18 protein-coding genes are annotated in these 19585 nt (G+C 62.7%); 15 read left to right on the forward strand and 3 right to left on the reverse strand.

The genetic code is table 11. From position 1 onward, the window contains the following. The first annotated feature begins 243 nt into the window (after positions 1-243). The 9 genes from ACJJVH_RS12455 to hemH all read left to right on the forward strand — a co-directional run bounded on the left by ACJJVH_RS12455 (position 244) and on the right by hemH (position 9316). Positions 244-1404, forward strand: coding sequence for an aminodeoxychorismate synthase component I (locus ACJJVH_RS12455; RefSeq protein WP_412064067.1), 1161 nt, complete (start codon positions 244-246; stop codon positions 1402-1404). Further along, positions 1389-2030, forward strand: coding sequence for an aminotransferase class IV family protein (locus ACJJVH_RS12460; protein ID WP_412064068.1), 642 nt, complete (start codon positions 1389-1391; stop codon positions 2028-2030). The genes ACJJVH_RS12455 and ACJJVH_RS12460 overlap by 16 nt, the downstream gene beginning before the upstream one ends. A gap of 3 nt (positions 2031-2033) precedes the next feature. Beyond that, positions 2034-2318: a YciI family protein gene (locus tag ACJJVH_RS12465; protein WP_113356272.1), complete on the forward strand. Its 285-nt coding sequence runs from the start codon at positions 2034-2036 to the stop codon at positions 2316-2318. 47 nt (positions 2319-2365) lie between these two features. Beyond that, positions 2366-3259: a heme-dependent oxidative N-demethylase family protein gene (locus ACJJVH_RS12470; RefSeq protein ID WP_412064069.1), complete on the forward strand. Its 894-nt coding sequence runs from the start codon at positions 2366-2368 to the stop codon at positions 3257-3259. 194 nt (positions 3260-3453) lie between these two features. Next, positions 3454-4905, forward strand: a complete 1452-nt coding sequence (locus ACJJVH_RS12475) for a homospermidine synthase (protein ID WP_112800691.1) — start codon at positions 3454-3456, stop codon at positions 4903-4905. A 190-nt stretch (positions 4906-5095) separates the two neighbouring features. Beyond that, positions 5096-5482 carry a hypothetical protein gene (locus tag ACJJVH_RS12480; RefSeq protein WP_112800689.1) on the forward strand — a complete coding sequence of 129 codons (387 nt, stop codon included), beginning with the start codon at positions 5096-5098 and terminating at the stop codon, positions 5480-5482. A gap of 26 nt (positions 5483-5508) precedes the next feature. Next, a complete protein-coding gene (locus tag ACJJVH_RS12485) occupies positions 5509-5832 on the forward strand; it encodes a hypothetical protein (protein WP_112800687.1) in 324 nt (107 codons plus the stop codon). 147 nt (positions 5833-5979) lie between these two features. Then, positions 5980-8184 (forward strand): 5'-nucleotidase C-terminal domain-containing protein, encoded by a 2205-nt coding sequence (locus ACJJVH_RS12490; RefSeq protein ID WP_412064070.1) that lies wholly within the window; start codon positions 5980-5982, stop codon positions 8182-8184. 97 nt (positions 8185-8281) lie between these two features. Beyond that, complete coding sequence (hemH, locus tag ACJJVH_RS12495; RefSeq protein WP_112800683.1) at positions 8282-9316, forward strand: ferrochelatase; 1035 nt, start codon at positions 8282-8284, stop codon at positions 9314-9316. Between the two features lie 123 nt (positions 9317-9439). Here hemH and ACJJVH_RS12500 read toward each other — a convergent pair whose 3' ends face one another. Beyond that, entirely contained in the window at positions 9440-10348 is a 909-nt protein-coding gene (locus tag ACJJVH_RS12500; RefSeq protein WP_112800681.1) for a S1C family serine protease, read from the reverse strand. Between the two features lie 301 nt (positions 10349-10649). Here ACJJVH_RS12500 and ACJJVH_RS12505 point away from each other — a divergent pair, with 301 nt between their 5' ends. Together ACJJVH_RS12505 and ACJJVH_RS12510 are read left to right on the forward strand one after the other, a co-directional pair. Next, on the forward strand, positions 10650-11666 hold the full coding sequence (locus tag ACJJVH_RS12505) for an SPFH domain-containing protein (RefSeq protein ID WP_113356268.1): 1017 nt from the start codon (positions 10650-10652) through the stop codon (positions 11664-11666). A gap of 1 nt (position 11667) precedes the next feature. Continuing rightward, on the forward strand, positions 11668-12126 hold the full coding sequence (locus ACJJVH_RS12510; protein WP_113371109.1) for an NfeD family protein: 459 nt from the start codon (positions 11668-11670) through the stop codon (positions 12124-12126). On the opposite strand, the gene ACJJVH_RS12515 is transcribed toward ACJJVH_RS12510, so the two are convergent. Next, positions 12127-13122: a KpsF/GutQ family sugar-phosphate isomerase gene (locus tag ACJJVH_RS12515; protein WP_112800675.1), complete on the reverse strand. Its 996-nt coding sequence runs from the start codon at positions 13120-13122 to the stop codon at positions 12127-12129. Positions 13123-13318: 196 nt separating this feature from the next. Here ACJJVH_RS12515 and ACJJVH_RS12520 point away from each other — a divergent pair, with 196 nt between their 5' ends. Further along, positions 13319-14848, forward strand: a complete 1530-nt coding sequence (locus tag ACJJVH_RS12520; protein ID WP_412064071.1) for an outer membrane beta-barrel protein — start codon at positions 13319-13321, stop codon at positions 14846-14848. Between the two features lie 154 nt (positions 14849-15002). Here ACJJVH_RS12520 and galU read toward each other — a convergent pair whose 3' ends face one another. Continuing rightward, positions 15003-15890 (reverse strand): UTP--glucose-1-phosphate uridylyltransferase GalU, encoded by an 888-nt coding sequence (galU, locus tag ACJJVH_RS12525; protein WP_112800671.1) that lies wholly within the window; start codon positions 15888-15890, stop codon positions 15003-15005. Between the two features lie 201 nt (positions 15891-16091). Between galU and ACJJVH_RS12530 the strand changes: the two genes are divergently transcribed. The 3 genes from ACJJVH_RS12530 (at position 16092) to ACJJVH_RS12540 (ending at position 19575) form a co-directional block, all read left to right on the forward strand. After that, positions 16092-17315 (forward strand): lytic murein transglycosylase, encoded by a 1224-nt coding sequence (locus ACJJVH_RS12530; RefSeq protein WP_112800668.1) that lies wholly within the window; start codon positions 16092-16094, stop codon positions 17313-17315. An 82-nt stretch (positions 17316-17397) separates the two neighbouring features. After that, entirely contained in the window at positions 17398-18585 is a 1188-nt protein-coding gene (locus ACJJVH_RS12535) for a DUF459 domain-containing protein (RefSeq protein ID WP_412064072.1), read from the forward strand. 240 nt (positions 18586-18825) lie between these two features. Then, complete coding sequence (locus ACJJVH_RS12540; protein WP_412065164.1) at positions 18826-19575, forward strand: aminoacyl--tRNA ligase-related protein; 750 nt, start codon at positions 18826-18828, stop codon at positions 19573-19575. The last annotated feature ends 10 nt before the right edge of the window (positions 19576-19585 follow it).

Here is a 19585-nt window from a genome sequence, read left to right on the forward strand (position 1 = left end):
CGCGAGCTCGCGCATGGCCCCTCACCCCAGCCCTCTCCCCGCCGACGCGGGGAGAGGGAGCCGCGGCTGCAGCCTTCGCATCATTTGGGCACGAATGGCACGGCAAATGCCGGATTGGTCCCCTCTCCCCGCCTGCGGGGAGAGGCTAGGGTGAGGGGCCGGGCGCCTGGCTACGGCACGCATAACCAGCCTGAAAATCGACATAACAACGCAACATAACAACGACCCGATAGACACCCGCGCATGGCCGACGCCATACCCTACGTCCTTTTCAGGGACGACAGCACCGGACAGGTGATGATCTTTGCCGAACCGGTCGAGATCATCACAGCTCGCACGCGCGCTGAGTTCTTCCACGCGCTCGACCGCATGGAAAGGGCCAGGCGGCGAGGACAGTGGCTGGCCGGCTATATGGCCTATGAGGCCGGGCACCTTTTCGAGGAAAAGCTCGCATCCTTCGCCGAGGAAAACAGGGAGACACCCCTGCTCTGCTTCGGCGTTTTCGATGCCCCCGCATCGGATGACGATCCGCTTGGGCAGCCGGCCCAGCGTCCGGAGAACCAGGAGTTCCTGACGGAGCCGAAAGCCGCCTGGAATTTCGAGACCTATCGCGAGCGCTTCGGCAGGCTGCACCGGCATCTGCGCCTGGGCGATTGCTATCAGGCGAACCTCACCATGCCGATCCATGCCCGCTGGAACGGCGACCCGCGCGCCGCCTTCTGGTCGCTGATCGAGCGGCAACCGGTGAAATACGGCGCACTCGTCGATCTCGGCGGCCCGATCATCCTGTCGCGCTCGCCGGAACTCTTCTTCCGCACCGACGAAGACGGCTGGATCGAGACGCATCCGATGAAGGGCACGGCCAAGCGCGGAGCCAATGCCGCCGAGGATGACGCCATCATTGCCGCCATGCTCGCCGATGAGAAGACGCAGGCCGAAAACCGCATGATCGTCGACCTCTTGCGCAACGACATCTCGCGCATCACCGAAGTGGGAACGCTCGACGTCCCCAAGCTGTTCGAGATCGAGACCTATCCCACCCTGCACCAGATGGTCAGCCATGTGCAGGCGAAGCTGCTTCCCGGCGTATCGATCGGCGATATCCTTGCAGCGCTCTTTCCCTGCGGCTCGATAACAGGCGCGCCGAAAATGCGGGCGATGGAAATCCTGCATGAGCTGGAGGACAATCCGCGCGACGCTTATTGCGGCGCGATCGGCATGGTCTCTCCGAGCGGCGCCATGCGTTTTTCGGTGGCGATCCGCACGATCACGCTTTTCGAAGACGGCCGCGCGGTGTTCAATGTCGGCGGAGGCATCGTCTTCGATTCGACGGCGGAAGCGGAATATGAGGAATGCCTCCTCAAGGCGCGCTTCGCCGTGGGGGACCGATGGATCGACCGGTAGAGGATTTTTCTCTGATCGAGACGCTACGCTACGAGCCGGAAGCCGGCTTCGTCCGCCTGCGCCTGCATCTTGCCCGGCTGCAGCGCTCTGCCCGCCGCCTCGGCTTTGCAACCCCGAAGAATGTGCTTGGGGAGCTGGAGCAGGCAGTCGCCGGCGCTTCCGCCCCCTTGAGAGTTCGGCTCACTCTGGATCGCGAGGGGCAAACGCAGGTGACGACGGCGCCCTTTGTCCCGCTGCCGCCAGACACCGTCTGGCGCGTCCGCATCGCCGCGACCCGTCTCGATTCCTCCGACAGACTGCTGCGCGTCAAGACCACGCGCCGCGCGGTCTATGAGGCGGCGCGTGCGGAATACCGGCCCGACGAGGCGGACGAGGTGCTGCTGCTCAACGAGAAGGACGAGGTTTGCGAAGGCACGATTACCTCTGTCTTCCTCGAAGACGGCCCGGACACGCTGCGCACCCCGCCTATTTCCGCCGGCCTTCTTGCCGGCGTCCTGCGCACCGAGCTCATTTGCCGGCGCAAGGCTCGGGTTGGCCGCATCCGGCTCGACGACCTGAAAGACCGCCCCCTTTACGTCGGAAACTCCCTGCGCGGCCTGATCCGCGCGCAACTCATATGGAATTGATGGATGTTCATTCTTTCGCTGACCTACCTCAAGGGCAATGACGAAGCCGACAAGCACATGGAGCCGCATATGGCCTGGGTGAAGGAAGGCTATGCCAGGGGCTGGTTCCTCGCCTCCGGCCGCAAGGTGCCGCGCACCGGCGGCATCATCTTCGCGCGCGGCGAGAAAGCCGAGCTGGAAGCCTATGTCGCCGCCGACCCTTTCACCATCCACGGCGTCGCCGCCTACGAGGTTCAGGAAATCGCCCTGACGACGGTAACGGAAGGGCTCGAAGCGCTGAAGGCATGAAGAGCGACGACCTTCCATCACGGAACGCTCATCGCATAAGGTCAGCCATGTCACGTCCCACCTACACGCCGTTTGACGGTTCCGCCAAACCCTTCACCATCGGCCTTGCTCCATTGGACCCCGCCCGATGGATCGAACCGGATGCCGATCTCGCTCGCTATCTCGATGAAAAGGAACGTCTTCGCCGGGATCATCCTGATGAGATTTTCGTGGCGCAGGAGGATACGCAGGCTGCGCAAAGGGAAGTGCTTGATCTGCTGAGCGCCTATCTCGTCGAGCATCACGACAAAACCTTCCAGCGCAGCGGCGACATGCTTTTCGCAGCCGGACGGCCGGTCGATCTTGCCGACGGTTCTGTTCCGCCGCTGCTGAAAGCCGGCTCGCTCGTCGCGGACGATCTCGTCATCATGCGCCGCAAGGAGGACGGCTGGCATCTTGTCGCCGGCCATGTGGCCTTCCCTTCCTCCTGGTCGCTTCAGGAAAAATTCGGCCGGCCGATGCACGCGATCCATGCCGACGTGCCGGGCTTCGGCGAAGGCACGCGCAACGCCGCCCTGATCGACCGCATCTTCGACAAGCTGCAGGTATCGCAACCGGTCGAACGGTTCAATTGGTCGGTCAATCTGACCGACGACCTGTTTCTGCCTGCCTCGAAGCACAGGCGGCCGCAGGCCGCCACTTCGCCGACGCTCGAAACCCGCTTTGCCCGCGTCGAGCGCCAGACGCTGCGCAAGCTGCCGGTTTCGGGCGATATTCTTTTTACGATCCGGGTTTATGTCGATCCGATCGCCGTCATCGCCGATCATCCCAGGGCCTCGGCGATGGCGGCAAGCTTTGCCGCGCAACTGGAAGCCCTTGACGAACATCAGACGGCCTACAAGGGGCTCGTTCACCAGAAGGCCGAGCTGGTGAGGCAATTGCGGATTCTGGCGGACATGTAGCCGCGCAACAAGCAACAAACCCGTCGCATATGGCGTGTATGATGCCGAGCTATTGACTTTCCAGGGCGTTACCCGGAGAGCTCTTTATTGTGACACCAATTTGTGATTAGAGCCGTTCACCTCGCGCATCCCAGCGCAAACTCTGATTGAATTTCGTGAACCGAACGGCGTCCTGCCTTTCGAAGGAGAAAAGAATGACGGAACAGAACTATCCGGTATATGCCGAAATTACCGGTCCGATCGTGATGATCGGCTTTGGCTCCATCGGCCGTGGCACCCTGCCCCTGATCGAGCGCCATTTCAAATTCGACAAGAGCCGGATGGTCGTCATCGACCCGCGTGAAGAGCCAGCAGACATGGAGATCCTGGCAAAGCACGGCATCCGTCACATCAAGGAATATGTCACGAAGGACAATTACAAGGATCTTCTGAAGCCGCTTCTCACGGAAGGCGGCGGCCAGGGCTTCTGCGTCAACCTCTCGGTCGACACCGGATCGCTCGATCTGGTCAAGCTGTGCCGCAAGCTCGACGTGCTCTATATAGACACCGTCGTCGAACCCTGGCTCGGCTTCTATTTCGACAAGAGCCTGAAGAACGCCGACCGCACCAACTATGCGCTGCGCGAAACCATGCGCAAGGAAAAGGCAAAGAACCCGGGCGGCACGACGGCCGTTTCCACCTGCGGCGCCAATCCGGGCATGGTTTCCTGGTTCGTCAAGCAGGCGCTCGTCAACCTCGCCAAGGATATCGGCCTGAAGTTCGACGAGCCGGATCAGCACGACCGCGAAGGCTGGGCCAAGCTGATGAAGAAGGTCGGCGTCAAGGGCATCCACATCGCCGAGCGCGACACGCAGCGTACCAAGCATCCGAAGCCGCTCAACGTCTTCTGGAACACCTGGTCCGTCGAAGGCTTCATCTCCGAAGGCCTGCAGCCGGCCGAACTCGGCTGGGGCACCCATGAGGAATGGATGCCGAAGAACGCCAAGAAGCACAAGAAGGGCTGCCAGGCCGCCATCTATCTGGAGCAGCCGGGCGCCAACACCCGCGTCCGCACCTGGTGCCCGACCCCCGGCCCGCAATACGGCTTCCTGGTCACGCACAACGAATCGATCTCGATCGCCGACTTCTTCACCGTGCGCGACAAGGATGGCGAAGTCACCTTCCGCCCGACCTGCCATTACGCCTATCATCCGGCCAACGACGCCGTGCTTTCGCTGCACGAGATGTTCGGCAACGGCGGCAACGCGCAGCCGGTCCATCACGTCCTCGACGAGGACGAGCTTGAGGACGGCGTCGACGAACTCGGCGTCCTGCTCTACGGCCATGCCAAGAACGCCTACTGGTACGGCTCGCGCCTCTCTCTCGAAGAGACCCGCCGCATCGCCCCCTACCAGAACGCCACCGGCCTGCAAGTGACTTCCGCCGTACTCGCCGGCATGGTCTGGGCGCTGGAAAATCCGAAGGCCGGCATCGTCGAAGCCGACGAAGTCGACTACAAGCGCTGCCTCGAAGTACAACTGCCCTACCTCGGCCCGGTCGAAGGACACTACACCGACTGGACCCCTCTCGATGGCCGCCCGGGCCTGTTCCCGGAAGACATCGACACCAAGGACCCCTGGCAGTTCCGGAACATTCTGGTTCGCTAGGAGCAAGAGCATACTAGCGTTTGCTCGATGCAACGCTCCAATGCCCGCACAGGTCGTGCGGGCATTTTTGTTACGCAAGCCAGATAAATCAAGCAGATCGCCTGTGAAGCCTTGCTTTAGTCCCATGGTCGCGCCATCTTCATTTGCAACCGATGAGCCTCCAGTCCGCCTTTCTCTGCGGGAGACATTTATGAAGATAAGAACCGCCTTTGCCCTCCTCGCTGCTGCGGCAGCTCTGTCTGCCTGCGTCGATTTCGGCGGATCGAGACCGCCGCCGATGGCGATGAACCCCGGCGCCCAGCCGCGGACGAACTCGGTGGAAGGCAGCTGGGCCGATTCGAACGGCCTGAATTCGACATTCTCCGGCGGCCGGTTCGAAACGCACACCACGGACGGCACGAACCAGCAGATGGCCTCGGGAACCTACACCACCGATCCTTCCGGCATGATTCAGATCAATCTCTACTCGAACATCAAGCGCACCTCGTCGAAGGTGAATTGCTTCCTGGCCAATCCCAGCCAGCTCAATTGCACCTCCGAAACCGGCGGGCATTTCTCGCTCAATCGCCAGGGCTGATAAAACCGGGGCGACGGGAAGTCATCATGCGCGGCATGACGATCCTCTACCTAGTTCTTATCGCAGCATTGCCCGTCGCCGTTCTGGCGGCGGCATTCCCGGTGAACAGCTACCGGGCTCAAGGCATCGAGGCGCTCGACTGCGACGGGCCGATGAGCGTTCTCATCTTCGCCGTGCCTTCCATGCTCATCTACGGCGCCGGCGCGCTGCTGCTCTACAGGAATAGAAACCGGCGCTTTCATGGTGCCGCCTCCCTCTGCTGCCTGCTCGTCTTCTGCTTCGTCGGCTGGAACGCCGTTGCCGCGATGCGCGAATCCTACGGCCCCGCCTCCATCGAAGCATGCGCTTGATTTGATGACTCGTTCCGCCGCTTTGTAAAATCCTAATGAAGCCAACAGCTTTTGCTTGCGCTCGCTCCGCCGTGATGAAAACATCTGCGCGGGGGACCGCCGCGGGGCATAGGCGGGCCGGATTGCGACGACCAACAGGAGAGACAGATGAAGCAGCCCTTCGGAGTGGGCCTTTTGGCCGCCACGCTGCTGGCGCTCAGCAGCAGCGCCGCCTTCGCGGACTATCAGCTCAACATCCTGCACTTCAATGATTTCCATTCGCGCGTGGAGTCGATCAACAAGTTCGACGCAACCTGCTCCGCGGCCGAAGAAGCCAAGAACGAGTGCTTCGGCGGCGCGGCGCGGCTGAAGGCGGCCATCGACCAGAGGCGTGCGGCCCTTGCCGGCCAGAATGTGGTGGTGCTCGATGCCGGCGACAATTTCCAAGGCTCTCTGTTTTACACCACTTACAAAGGGGCTGCCGAAGTCGAATTCCTCAATGATATGAAAATCGATGCGATGACGGTCGGCAATCATGAGTTCGATGACGGCGAAGGGCCGCTCGCGGCCTTTCTCGACAAGGCGCAGTTTCCGGTCGTGACGGCCAATCTGGTGGTCGACGACCAGTCCAAGCTCGGCGACCGCATCAAGAAATCCATCGTGCTCGATATCGGCGGCCAGAAGATCGGCATCGTCGGCGCCGTGACGACCGAAACGCCCGAGCTTGCCTCGCCCGGCCCGCATGTGAAGATCACCGACGATGCCGCCGCCATCAGCGCCGAGGTGGACGCGCTGAAATCGCAGGGCGTCAACAAGATCATCGCGCTCACCCATGTCGGCTATCCCCGCGACGTCGAGAAGATCGCCAAGATCGCCGGCGTCAGCGTCGTCGTCGGCGGCCACTCGCATACCCTGCTGTCGAACACGGACCCGAAGGCTGCAGGCCCCTACCCGACCATGGTCGACAATCCGGCCGGCTATAAGGTGCCGGTCGTGCAGGCCGCGTCCTACAGCAAGTATCTCGGCGATCTCGTCGTAACGTTCGATGACAACGGCGCCGTCAAGGACGCCAAGGGCGATCCGATCCTGCTCGATTCCTCCATCAAGCCCGATCCCGCCATTGCCGCGCGCATACAGGAAATGGCCAAGCCGATCGAGGAACTGCGCAAGAAGGTCATCGGCAGCTCGCAAGGCCCGATCGAAGGCGCGCGCGAAGTCTGCCGCGCTCAGGAATGCTCTATGGGCAATCTGGTCGCCGACGCCATGCTCGACCGCACCAAGGCGCAGGGTATCAACATCGCCATCCAGAACGGCGGCGGCCTGCGCGCCTCCATCGGCGCAGGCGACGTCACCATGGGCGACGTGCTGACCGTGCTGCCCTTCCAGAACACGGTCGCGACGTTCCAGTTGACCGGCGCGGACGTGAAGGCGGCGCTCGAAAACGGCCTCAGCCAGATCGATGACGGCGCCGGTCGCTTCCCGCAGGTCGCCGGCCTCAAATACAGCTTCGACAAATCGAAGCCGCCGGGCAGCCGCCTGGTTTCCGTCGATGTTCAGGAAGGCACGGAATTCAAGCCGATCGATCCTGAAAAGACCTATGGCGTCGTCAGCAACAACTACATGCGCGCCGGCGGCGACGGCTACACCGTCTTTGCGAAGGATGCCAAGAACGCCTACGATTTCGGCCCCAATCTGGAATCGGTGGTGGCCGACTATCTCGCCGCGCACAATCCCTACAAGCCTTATACGGATGGCCGCGTAACCCAGATCGGCGCGGCACAGCCAGCCGCACAGCCGGAACAGGCAAAACCCGCCGACGCCAAGCCGCAGGCTGCGCCCGAACAAAAGCCGGCCCCGGCTGCTGCCGATAGCAGCACTTCCGCCACAACGACGCCTACCGCCTCGCCGGCCCCAACCGCTACCGCACCCACAACCACCATGCCGGCAAATCCGACCCCGACCCCAGCAAAGCCGGCGAATTCGGGCGGGGACCAGTCGGCGCCCGCCACTCCTGCGCCTGCTACCGCTGCGGCACCCGCCACGGCAGCACCCTCTGCCGAAACGCCGGCGACCTCAGCCCCGCAGACGGCAGCTCCGGCAACAACGGCTCCCACAACGACCGCGCCCGCAACAACGGCACCGGCGGTGGCACCTGCAACCGCCGAACCCGCAGCCACGGCACCGGAATCCAAGGTCAGCGAAGCGCCAAAAACGCCGACGACCCACGTCATCGTTGCCGGCGACACGCTTTGGGATCTTGCCAAAACCTATTACGGCAACGCCGGACAATGGCGTAAGCTTCTGGCAGCCAACCGCAATATCAAGCCGCATCGTCTGCCGGTCGGCGAAAAGTTGAGGATTCCGGCCAAGTAAGGACGATTTGTCTCGCATGCCCCAGCCGGTCCGGGCTTTCCCGGGCCGGCTTTTGTTCCTATGTGAAGTGCTTCGTATCTCGAAAGGAATTCAACCGATGACCGCAGACCCGACCGCACTTCCGTCCGATCACCCAAGCGTGAAATACGGCAAGGTCGGCGTGCTTCTCATCAACCTCGGAACCCCCGACGGCACCGACTACTCCTCCATGCGCCGCTACCTGCGCGAGTTCCTGACCGACCGCCGCGTCATCGAATGGTCGCGCTGGAAATGGTATCCGATCCTGTTCGGCATCGTGCTCAACACCCGGCCGCAGAAGGTCGGCAAGGCCTACGAGACGATCTGGAACAAGGAACGGAACGAAAGCTACCTGCGCACCTACACGCGCAACCAGTCCGACCTGATGGCCGAGCGGCTGCGCGACCTGCCCAACGTCCGGGTCGACTGGGCCATGCGTTATGGCCAGCCCTCGATCGGCGACCGCATCCAGGCACTGAAGGACGAAGGCTGCGAGCGCATCGTGCTCTTTCCGCTGTATCCGCAATATGCGGCCGCGACGACGGCGACGGTCAACGACAAGGCGTTCGAGAAACTTCAGAAGATGCGCTGGCAGCCGGCGGTCCGCACCGTCCCGCAATATCACGACGACGAAACCTATATCGAGGCGCTGGCCAATTCCGTGACGCGGCACCTTTCGACGCTGGACTGGCAGCCCGAAAAGATTCTCGCCTCCTTCCACGGCATACCGATGTCCTACTTCAAGCTGGGCGACCCGTATTATTGCTTCTGTCAGAAGACCGGTCGCCTGCTGCGCGAGAAGCTCGGCCTTTCCGAAGACCGGTTCTTGGTCACGTTCCAGTCCCGTTTCGGCCCGGAGGAATGGCTGCAGCCCTATACGGACAAGACGGTGGAGCAGCTTGCCAGGGATGGCACCAGACGCATTGCCGTCCTCAACCCGGGCTTCGTCTCGGACTGCCTGGAGACGCTGGAGGAGATTGCCGAGCAAGCTGCCGAATCCTTCCACCACAATGGCGGCGAGAAATTCACCCATATCCCCTGTCTCAACGACAGCGAAGACGGCATGAACGTGCTGGAGAAGGTTGTACGGCGGGAACTGCTCGGCTGGGCCTGACGATCGCCGGGAACAGTTCCGGCGAAAACCGAGAGCGGTTCCGCGTTTCACGGAACCGCTCCACCTCTTTGTTTGTACGCGATTCCGGACGGAAAACCGCTGCGCGCTTTTCCTGGAATTGCTCTATTGCAACTGCGGTTTCTTGAGGAAGCTGCCGCGATCGGCGGATTTTATGCGCAACCACGCCTCCCGGCCGTCGCGCAGCACCCGCACGGGAATCTCGGCGCCTGCCGGCCCGCTCTGCCAGATCTTGCGATAGAAATCGGCAAGCCCATCGACCTCCCCGTCGCGAATTTCCGAAATGACGTCGCCCCGGCGCAGTCCCGCCTTGGCCGCGGGGCCTCCCTCGGTGACACTCATGACGACGACCTCGCCGTTGTTTTCGGCGGAGAAGGCGCCGAGCCACGGCCGCGGCGGCTTGTTGACATGGCCGCGCTTGACCAGATCGTCCAGGATCGGCATCAGCAGATTGATCGGCACGATCATGTTGATATCGGCGCTTTCGCCGTTGTGGGTCGCCATCTGCAGATGCAGCGAACCGATGCCGAGCAGCTTGCCGTCCTCGTCGAGAAGTGCCGCCCCGCCCCAGGAGGGATGGGCCGGCGCCGTGAAGATCGCCTCGTCGAGCAGATATTCCCAATAACCCGCGAACTCCTGCTTGGCGACGATCTTCGCCTCGACGAACTGGCCGATCCCGTCGGCGACGACGACCTCATCGCCGATTTCCGCCCTGTCGGCATCGCCGAATTCCAAAGCCGGCACATCGAGCGGGCCGAGCGCCTGCACCAGACCGAACCCCGTCTCCTGATCGTAAGCCAGCGCATGGCCGGGCACGACACGGCCGCTGTTGGTCGTCAGCCAGACCTCGTCGGCTTCGGTAATCAGATAACCGATGGTCAGGACCAGACCGTTTCCCCGGATGACCACGCCGCTGCCTTCCCTGCGGATGCCAAGCGCCGTCGCCGTGAAAGCGTCTTCCGGAATTGATGCGTGCACGGCCACGACCGACCGCAAGGTCCTATCTATGTTCATAGCGTCACCCTGATGATGCGTGATGGCTTGGCTCGAAAGGCTGCGTGGCAGCGGAGCCGGAAACTTCCGTAATAAGGTATGAAGATCAACCGCCGGAAGCAAGGCCCGGGTCGCGATTGATTGATCGGAGCGAACGAACATGGCCGGGTTTGAGGCCATTCCTCACTTGCCGAGAACATGCTAACCCACCACATCTGATTGAGCTGCCGTCTCCTGGCTCGACCGGGCATATGGAGGTCGGACGGCAGCGGCTTACGCGACGCTAACCCGCGACAGGCGGGCGCGTCCATGGAGGAATTCGATGGTAGTCGGTGGTTTCAGCATCGTCGTGATTGCCCTGGTGGTTCTGGTCATCCTTGTGTTGTTCGCAGGCATCAAGACCGTTCCGCAGGGCTATCGGTACACGGTCCAGCGCTTCGGCCGCTACATCCGCACGCTGGAGCCGGGGCTCAACCTGATCGTGCCCTTCATCGAAACGATCGGCGCCCGCATGAACGTGATGGAACAGGTTCTCGCCGTTCCGACGCAAGAGGTCATCACCAAGGACAATGCCAGCATCTCCGCCGATGCGGTGGCCTTCTTCCAGGTGTTGAATGCCGCCCAGGCGGCGTATCAGATCACCAACCTCGAAACCGCGATCCTCAACCTTACCAAGACCAACATCCGCTCGGTCATGGGGTCGATGGATCTCGACGAGCTTCTGTCCAACCGCGACATCATCAACGAGCGGCTGCTGCGCGTCGTCGACGAGGCGGCCGAGCCCTGGGGTATCAAGATGACGCGCGTCGAGATCAAGGACATCCAGCCTCCGAAGGATCTGGTCGATGCAATGGGGCGGCAGATGAAGGCCGAGCGTGAGAAGCGCGCGCAGGTTCTGGAGGCCGAGGGCCTGCGCAACGCGCAGATTCTGCGCGCCGAGGGCGCCAAGCAGGCGGCCGTGCTGCAGGCCGAAGGCCAGCGCGAGGCGGCGTTCCGCAATGCCGAGGCCCGCGAACGCCTGGCGGAAGCGGAAGCCAAGGCGACCCGCGTGGTCTCCGAGGCCATTGCCGAAGGCAATGTGCAGGCGATCAACTATTTCGTCGCCCAGAAATACACCGAAGCCCTTACCACGATCGGTTCGGCAACCAATGCCAAGATCGTCCTGATGCCGATGGAAGCCAGCTCCCTCATCGGCTCGCTCGGCGGCATCGGCGCCATCGCCCGCGAGGTCTTCGGCGACAATGGCGACGGCAATGGAACACCGCAGCCTGCCCGCCCGCGATCCGGCCCCGCCCGCGCCACGCCTTCGATCAATCCGCTGACGCCGAAGGAGAGCTGAGATGTTCGGCAACCTCGCCGTCGAACTCGGTCCCTGGAGCTGGTGGCTGCTGGGTCTGGTGCTGCTGGCCGCCGAACTGATCCTGCCGGGCTTCTTCCTGGTCTGGATCGGCCTTGCCGGCATCATCGTCGGCGCCCTGTCGCTGCTTTTCTGGGAAAGCGCCTTCTGGGTCTGGCAGGTCCAGGGGCTGGTCTTCGCGGCCGCGGCCGTGATCGTCACCCTGCTTGGCCGCCGCTATCTCTATAGCAACAACCAGCCGACCGACGAGCCATTCCTCAATCAGCGCGGCGCCAGCCTTGTCGGACGAACGGCAACGCTGGAGCAGCCCATAACCGAAGGCCGGGGGCGCATTCGCCTGAACGATACCTATTGGACGGTCAGCGGGCCGGACCTGCCGGTCGGCACCCGCGTCAAGGTCATTGCCAGCAGCGGCCGCGACCTCACGGTGGAGCCCGTCTGATCAGGCCACGCCGATCCGCAACAAGTCGTGGAAATGCACGATGCCGATAGGGCGGCGGGTATCGTCGACTACGATGAGCGCCGAAATATTGTGGCGATTGAGCACGGCCATGGCGCTCGTCGCCAGCGTCGTTTCCTTGACCGTCTTCGGATTGCGGGTCATCACCTCGTCCACGCGCATCTCGGCAAGGCTGGTGCCGAGATTGCGGGCGATATCGCCGTCGGTGACGATGCCGCAGAGGCAACCGTCGTCATCGACGACGCCGACGCAGCCGAAACGCATTTTCGATAGCGTCATCGCCGCTTCCGGCATGCCCGTCCCGAGGCCGACCAGGGGCACGCGATCGCCCTTGTGCATGATGTCGACCACATGCGAAAGGCTGGCGCCGAGCTTGCCGCCCGGATGGAAGGTGCGGAAATCTTCCGCCGTGAAGCCGCGCGCCTCCAGCAGCGCGACGGCAAGCGCATCGCCGATGGCAAGCTGCAGCAGCGTCGATGTCGTCGGCGCCAGCCCATGCGGGCAAGCTTCCTGCTCCTTGGGCAGGAGCAGAACCACATCCGATTCACGCGCAAGCGTCGAGGTCTCGCCGGCCGTGACGGCGATCATCGGAATCGAAAAACGGCGGGAGTAGCTGATGATGCCGCGCAGTTCCGCGCTCTCGCCGCTCCAGGACATGGCGACGATGACGTCATCCTGGGTGATCATGCCGAGATCGCCGTGATTGGCTTCGACCGGATGCACGAAGAAGGCCGGCGTGCCCGTGGATGCGAGCGTCGCGGCAAGCTTGTTGCCGATATGGCCGCTCTTGCCGACACCAGTGATGATAACGCGGCCGCTGATATCGCCGATGATTTCCACCGCGCGGCTGAAGGGCTCGGTCAGACCGCTGGTCAGGGCGCGTTCCAGCGCTTCCATGCCGCGTCTTTCGGTTTCGATCGTTCGCACGGCGGATTCGATCGCGCCGTTCGCAATGAGTCTTACAGCTCTCTTGTTCATGAGGGAGGCCTAACGCTTTTCTGCAAATCTGTCCATCGAAGATCGGGCGGCGGCCGCAGCGCCGGCCTGCCGTGCCGGCCGATAATATTACCGAACCACATACTTGCGTAGTCCTTTGGCAACCAAGCGTTAACCACGCGGCTTTACACTTGAGTAAGAATTTAAGGCATTTCCAGCAGGGTCTGACATAAACAAAATGGGCATCGGCAAGAACAAGGCGGGTCATCGTACCCTCCGGCTGACGGCGTGGGCAACTTCCGCCTTGCTCGGCTGGGGTATCGCATGCGCCGTGCCGATGCCGGTCGACGCGCAGTCGCTGCCGCCCGATCAGAATCTCGACGACACCCTCCCCGCTCCCGTGACTTCGGCAGCGCAGACCGATCCGACGGCCGCCGCGCCGGACGACACGCAAACGGCCCTGCCCGCGAGCCAGGCTTCCGCCAGCGCTTCGAATACGGATACGCCGCCCAACATGCGCCTGCGCCTCGATGGCGTCGACCCGACGACGACAGGCTCCACGCTGGACGACGATCTGCGCCGCGTCAACCTGCCGCAATCCACCGTCGACGGGTTGAGAACGCGTCAATATCCGGATCGCGCCGATGCCCAGGGCATTCCGCTCGGCACCTTCACTCTGCGCCCCTCTGTCAACCAGTCGGTCAATATCGAGCAGGACCGCACGGGCTCCACCAGGGACAACCGCTCGTTCCTGCAGACAGATCTGCGCAGCACGCTGACCTCGGATTGGGACCGGCATGCGCTGACCGTCACCGGCGAAGGCGTCTGGCAAAGGAACATCAGCGGCACCGGCGAAGAAAAGCCGACGATCAGCCTCAATGCCGATCTGCGCCTTGACCTTCCCGCCGACACCACGGCTCACGTCACCGCAGGCTATCAGTTCTACCGCGAGGACACGAGCGATCCGAACGCCATCGCCGGCGCCTCGAAGCAATCCGCCGTCAACCAGTTCACCACCGGCCTTTCGCTGGAGCGCGATTTCGGCCTGCTGCGTGGCACGACGGCCCTGGCGCTGACACGCACGGTCTATTCCGATGCCGAACTCTCGGATGGGACCCAGGTTACGCTCAGCGACCGCGACCAGACGGCCGGCACATGGCGAGGGCGCATCGGCTACGAACTGTCGCCGGCCATCATTCCCTTTGTGGAAGTCAATCTCGGCCGCGCCATCTACGACCAGACGCGAGACAGCAACGGCTATGCCCGCTCCAACCAGAGCTACGGCGGCAAGGGCGGCGTCGAGTTCGACCTCGGCGAAAAGTTCAAGGGCGAGCTCGGCTTCGGCTATCAGCACACGGAATTCGACGATGCGCGGCTCGCTTCGATCGACTCCCCGACGATCGACGGCAATCTGGCCTGGTCGCCGCAGCGCGGAACCGATGTCAGCATCGGCCTGTCGACCACGGTCCAGCCCTCCACCACTCCCGGCCTGAGCGGCTATAGCGCGTATCAGCTCACGAGCACGGTGAGCCATCAGCTGCGCGACGATCTCACGGCCAAGCTGACGGGCGGAACGATCTGGCGTGACTATCCGTCCAGCGGCAGCGCTGCCGACGAAACAGAATACGACGCGGCTTTCGGCCTGACCTGGGGGATCAACCGCTATCTCGACCTGACGAGCAATGTCGGCTATCAGCTGACCACCCGGAAGGAGGGCGACGATACGCGACAGCTCCAGGCCGGCGTCGGCCTGACCGTGAAACGCTGACGGCCGTCTCGGATATCCCGTAGCAATTGCGGGAAAACTGCGCAGCGGTTTCCGTCCGGGATCGCACTCCAGCGGCGGCCGTCAGGGCCAGGCCCGAACGAAATGAGGCCCGGCCTGCGCCGAGCCTCGATCCTTTGCCATTGAAGGCCGAAACCTATTTCAAGGCGGCGATCAGCGCCTTCAGCTCGTTTTCGATGGTCGGGCGGATATCCGCGCGCGCCAGCGAGAAGGCGACGTTGGCGAGGATGAAGCCATCCTTTGCGCCACAGTCGAAGGTCTGGCCCTCAAAGTGATAGCCGGCAAAATCCTGCGTCTGCGCCAGCTTCAACATGCCGTCCGTCAGCTGGATCTCGTTGCCGGCGCCGCGCTCCTGGCTTTCCAGGATGCGGAAGATTTCCGGCTGCAGGATGTAGCGGCCGTTGATGAAGAAGTTGGACGGTGCCGTGCCCTTGGCCGGCTTTTCGACCATTTCCGTGATGCGGAAGCCGTTGCCGATCGTTTCGCCGACACCGACGATGCCGTATTTGTGGGTCTGATCGGGGGCACATTCCTCGACGGCGATGACGTTGCCGCCGCTGTGCTCGTAAAGCTCGATCATGCCCTTCATGCAGCCCTTCTCGGCGCGCATGACCATATCCGGCAGCAACAGGGCGAAAGGCTCGTCGCCGACGATCTCGCGGGCGCACCAGACGGCGTGACCAAGGCCGAGCGGCTCCTGCTGGCGCGTGAAGCTCGCCGTGCCGGCCTTCGGCAGCAGGCCGTTCAGCAACGACAATTCGGCATTCTTGTTGCGCTGGCGCAGAGTCTGCTCGAGCTCGAACTGAATGTCGAAATAATCCTCGATGACGTGCTTGCTGCGGCCCGTCACGAAGACGAAATGCTCGATACCGGCTTCCATCGCCTCGTCGACGACATACTGGATCACCGGCTTGTCCACGACGGTCAGCATTTCCTTCGGCACCGCCTTCGTCGCCGGCAGGAACCGCGTCCCTAGTCCAGCGACAGGAAATACTGCCTTACGAACCTTCTTATGCTGTCCCACTCATACCTCCTGGGCAATAAATCGCTTGGCGCCAAGCCATTCTAAGGGTCAGTAGATTAAATTTGCTACTGTTTTGCAAATAATGACTGACCCGGACTTCCATGGTAAAGAATTTGTTGACTTCGTTCGTTTAGCGTCACGCTTGGACGAATGCCGTGTGCATCCGCCGCACCGAAATCCAACGATTGGACAAGGCTGTAGATGACCGTAAACCGCAAACACTCCCTTCGTGGTCTCGCTTTGGCGCTCGCGCTCGGCGCCTTGGCGGGATTCCTTCCCGTTAACGCCAATGCTGACCCTGGGTTCCAGAAATGGATCGCGGGCTTTTACGCAACCGCCGCGAAAAGCGGCATTACGCAATCGACCTATCGCGATGCATTTGCCGGTGTCACGGACCCCGACCCCACGGTCCTCGAAAAGGCGCAGTACCAACCGGAATTCAAGTCCCAGATCTGGGATTACCTGGATTCCCGTGTCAATCCCTATACCGTCGATATTGGCCGTAAGATGGCGGCCAAATACGCCTCCACGCTGCGCGTGCTCGAACAGCGCTTCGGCGTCGACCGAAATATCATGCTGGCCATCTGGTCGATGGAATCGAACTACGGCGCCGTTCTGGCCAAGAACGACCGGCTGCATTACGTACCCCGCGCGCTGGCGACGCTCGCCTATGCCGATCCGAAGCGGGGCGGCTATGCCAGGAAGCAGCTCATCGCCGCGCTGAAGATCCTGCAAAGGGGCGATATCTCGCGCAAGGAGCTGAACGGCTCCTGGGCAGGCGCCATGGGCCATACGCAGTTCATCCCGACCAGCTACCTGCTCTACGCCGTCGATGCCGACGGAAGCGGCCACGCCGATATCTGGAACTCCATTCCCGACGCCCTGGCGACCACGGCCAATCTTCTCGCCAAGAACGGCTGGGAAACCGGACGCACCTGGGGTTATGAGGTGGTGGTGCCGCCCGGCGGCAGCGCCCAGGCCGGCAGGACCCACACGATCGCCCAGTGGGCGGCCCTCGGCTTCGTGCGGCCGAACGGCAAGGGTTTCCGCCTGATGTCCGACCGTGCACAGCTGAAGATGCCTGGCGGCCCGAACGGCCCCGGCTTTCTGATGACCGGCAACTTCTTCACCGTCAAGCGCTACAACGCCTCCGACAGCTACGCCTTGGCCGTCGGCCTGCTTGCGGACCAGATCGCCGGCTATGGCGGCATGCAGCAATCCTGGCCGCGCCCGAGCGGCACGCTCGACGTCAAGCAGAAATTCGAGCTGCAGACGCGGCTGAAGGAGCTGGGCTATTATGACGGCGTGGTCGACGGCAATTTCGGCTCGGGCTCGAAAGCCGCGATATCAGCCGTTCAGGAACGCATGGGCATGGATGCGGACGGCGAGCCCTCGATGAGCCTGCTGAAGGCCTTGCGCAAGTAAGCCGCCATAGACCGCGAATCCGAGGTCGCTGGCGGGCACGCCGCCCTTATGCGACGCTGGAGGCGTGAGCGGAAAAGAGGCTATGATAAAACGACCTGTCCGCGCGACCATGGCAACCGCAAAGTTTGTTCTCGCGGCATTCCTTGCTCTCGTGATGGCGCTTGCCTGCCTTCCGAATGCGGCCGGAGCACAGGAACGGCGCAGGACCTTGCTCGACATGCTGTTCGGCAACCGCGAGCCCGATTACCCCGACCAGCCGGTCGAGCAGCCGCCGCCGCGACGGAAGGTACAGCCCAAAAAACGGCCGACGCCGCCGCCGCGCCAGCCCGTCGCCCAGCCGGAAACGCCGACGCCGGCTGAAAAGCTTCCTGACGCCAGGACCGTGCTCGTCGTCGGCGATTTCCTGGCAAACGGGCTGGCAAGCGGACTGGAAGACGCCTTCTCCACCTCTCCTGGCGTCATCGTCCAGGCGCGCGGCAACGTCGCCTCCGGCCTCGTTCGTCAGGATTACTACAACTGGCCGCAGCAGCTGCCCGACATGATCGACCAGCTGAAGCCGGCCATGGTCGTCGTGATGATCGGCGCCAATGACCGCCAGCAGATGATCGGCGACGGGCTGAACGAGAAATACGGCACGGACCCGTGGTTCATCGCCTACGAGGAGCGCGTTCAGCAATTTGCCAAGCTGGTGACGAGCCGCCACATCCCGCTTCTCTGGGTGGGGCTTCCGCCTTTCGGGTCGGACCAGCTGACGGCCAGCGCGGTCAAGCTCAACCAGATCTATCAAAGCCAGATGACCAGCGTCGGCGGCGAGTTCATCGACATATGGGACGGCTTTACCGACCAGAGCGGCGAGTTCATCGTCACCGGCTCCGATATCAACGGCCAGCAGGTGCGGTTGAGAACGGCGGACGGCGTCAACTTCACGGCGGCGGGCAAACGCAAGGTCGCCTTCTATCTCGAGAAGTCGGCGCGACGGATATTGGGCGACCAGGCAAGCCCCGACATCACCCGCCTCGACACCGGCAATCCAATGCAGGGGCAACAGGCCAACCTGCCCGCGACGGAGGCCGAAAAGATCACCCGCACGCAGCCGGTAAGCCTCTCCGATCCGGATCTCGATGGCGGCTCGCAGCTTCTGGGCGGCACGCCCGCCCCCGCCGCGACGACACCATCGCCACGCGACCTTCTGGTCGAGAAGGGCCAGATGGACCCCGCGCCCGCCGGCCGCGTGGATGACTACCGCCTGCCGGGATCGGTCACCCGGTAGGTGCCGGCGGACGCAGTTTGACAAGCTCGCGCACCGCCAATAGAAGAACGGCATGAGCACGAACAGCGCGGATCACATCGATCGTAATCGCACCTGCCTGCAGGCAGCGGTTCTGCGCGCTTTCTCCGGCCGAGGTCTCCACGTCCAGTCGTGACGGCCGGAGGCGTTGATGCGTCCGGCCGCGGCTGGACGTAAAGCCCTCGCCTCAAGACATCAACGTTGCCCATGGAGAAAGGCACCGTGCTCAATATCTACAACATCAATTCGCTCGTTCATTGGGAAGAGCGGGACATCCGGCTGCGGGACGATCTTACCCGGTTCTTTTCGGATGAGGTCCGCGGCTTCCTGCGATCCGTAAACCCAGCCTGGGATGTCCGCAGGGTGGAAGCCCCTGCCCTGATGCCGCGCAGCCTCGTTTCGGCTGCCTATTCCAACGAGGACATATGGGTGCAGGAACGGCTGTCGCAGGCCGATGCCGAACTCGTGCTGCGCCCGGAAACGACGCCGTCTACCTATGTCTATATGCAGCATCTTCTCGGAAATCATTCGAGGACGCGATTGCCATTATGCGTCTGGCAGGCCGGGAAATCCTATCGGCGGGAACAGGACCAGCCAAGCAAGCATGTGCGGCTCAAGGAATTCTGGCAGCTCGAATTCCAATGCGCCTTCACCGCCGACAGCGGCAACGACTATCACCCCGCCGCCCTGGAACCGGTCCGCAGGATGATCGCTTCGGTGATCCATCTGCCGACACGGATCGTGCCGTCCGACCGCCTGCCGGCCTATTCCGAGGTGACGATGGATATCGAGGTCGACAACGGCGACAAATGGATGGAGGTCTGCTCGATTTCGCGACGCACGGATTTTCCCCAGCGCTACCGCAGCCAACCCAGGAAAGGACCGCCGGTGGACCATGACATCGCAGTGCTGGAAATCGCCATCGGTCTCGACCGCTGCGTCTACAGCTGGAACATCGCCGCGAACCGATAAAGACGAAGGC

It is taken from the genome of Rhizobium sp. SYY.PMSO (assembly GCF_046840415.1).
GTDB lineage: Bacteria > Pseudomonadota > Alphaproteobacteria > Rhizobiales > Rhizobiaceae > Rhizobium.

What these genes read in the sequence shown, in the direction of transcription:
- ACJJVH_RS12455 (WP_412064067.1), top strand. Translation starts at nt 244, where the DNA reads ATGGCCGACGCCATACCCTACGTCCTTTTCAGGGACGACAGCACCGGA.
- ACJJVH_RS12460 (WP_412064068.1), top strand. Translation starts at nt 1,389, where the DNA reads ATGGATCGACCGGTAGAGGATTTTTCTCTGATCGAGACGCTACGCTAC.
- ACJJVH_RS12465 (WP_113356272.1), top strand. Translation starts at nt 2,034, where the DNA reads ATGTTCATTCTTTCGCTGACCTACCTCAAGGGCAATGACGAAGCCGAC.
- ACJJVH_RS12470 (WP_412064069.1), top strand. Translation starts at nt 2,366, where the DNA reads ATGTCACGTCCCACCTACACGCCGTTTGACGGTTCCGCCAAACCCTTC.
- ACJJVH_RS12475 (WP_112800691.1), top strand. Translation starts at nt 3,454, where the DNA reads ATGACGGAACAGAACTATCCGGTATATGCCGAAATTACCGGTCCGATC.
- ACJJVH_RS12480 (WP_112800689.1), top strand. Translation starts at nt 5,096, where the DNA reads ATGAAGATAAGAACCGCCTTTGCCCTCCTCGCTGCTGCGGCAGCTCTG.
- ACJJVH_RS12485 (WP_112800687.1), top strand. Translation starts at nt 5,509, where the DNA reads ATGCGCGGCATGACGATCCTCTACCTAGTTCTTATCGCAGCATTGCCC.
- ACJJVH_RS12490 (WP_412064070.1), top strand. Translation starts at nt 5,980, where the DNA reads ATGAAGCAGCCCTTCGGAGTGGGCCTTTTGGCCGCCACGCTGCTGGCG.
- hemH (WP_112800683.1), top strand. Translation starts at nt 8,282, where the DNA reads ATGACCGCAGACCCGACCGCACTTCCGTCCGATCACCCAAGCGTGAAA.
- ACJJVH_RS12500 (WP_112800681.1), bottom strand. Translation starts at nt 10,348, where the DNA reads ATGAACATAGATAGGACCTTGCGGTCGGTCGTGGCCGTGCACGCATCA.
- ACJJVH_RS12505 (WP_113356268.1), top strand. Translation starts at nt 10,650, where the DNA reads ATGGTAGTCGGTGGTTTCAGCATCGTCGTGATTGCCCTGGTGGTTCTG.
- ACJJVH_RS12510 (WP_113371109.1), top strand. Translation starts at nt 11,668, where the DNA reads ATGTTCGGCAACCTCGCCGTCGAACTCGGTCCCTGGAGCTGGTGGCTG.
- ACJJVH_RS12515 (WP_112800675.1), bottom strand. Translation starts at nt 13,122, where the DNA reads ATGAACAAGAGAGCTGTAAGACTCATTGCGAACGGCGCGATCGAATCC.
- ACJJVH_RS12520 (WP_412064071.1), top strand. Translation starts at nt 13,319, where the DNA reads ATGGGCATCGGCAAGAACAAGGCGGGTCATCGTACCCTCCGGCTGACG.
- ACJJVH_RS12530 (WP_112800668.1), top strand. Translation starts at nt 16,092, where the DNA reads ATGACCGTAAACCGCAAACACTCCCTTCGTGGTCTCGCTTTGGCGCTC.
- ACJJVH_RS12535 (WP_412064072.1), top strand. Translation starts at nt 17,398, where the DNA reads ATGATAAAACGACCTGTCCGCGCGACCATGGCAACCGCAAAGTTTGTT.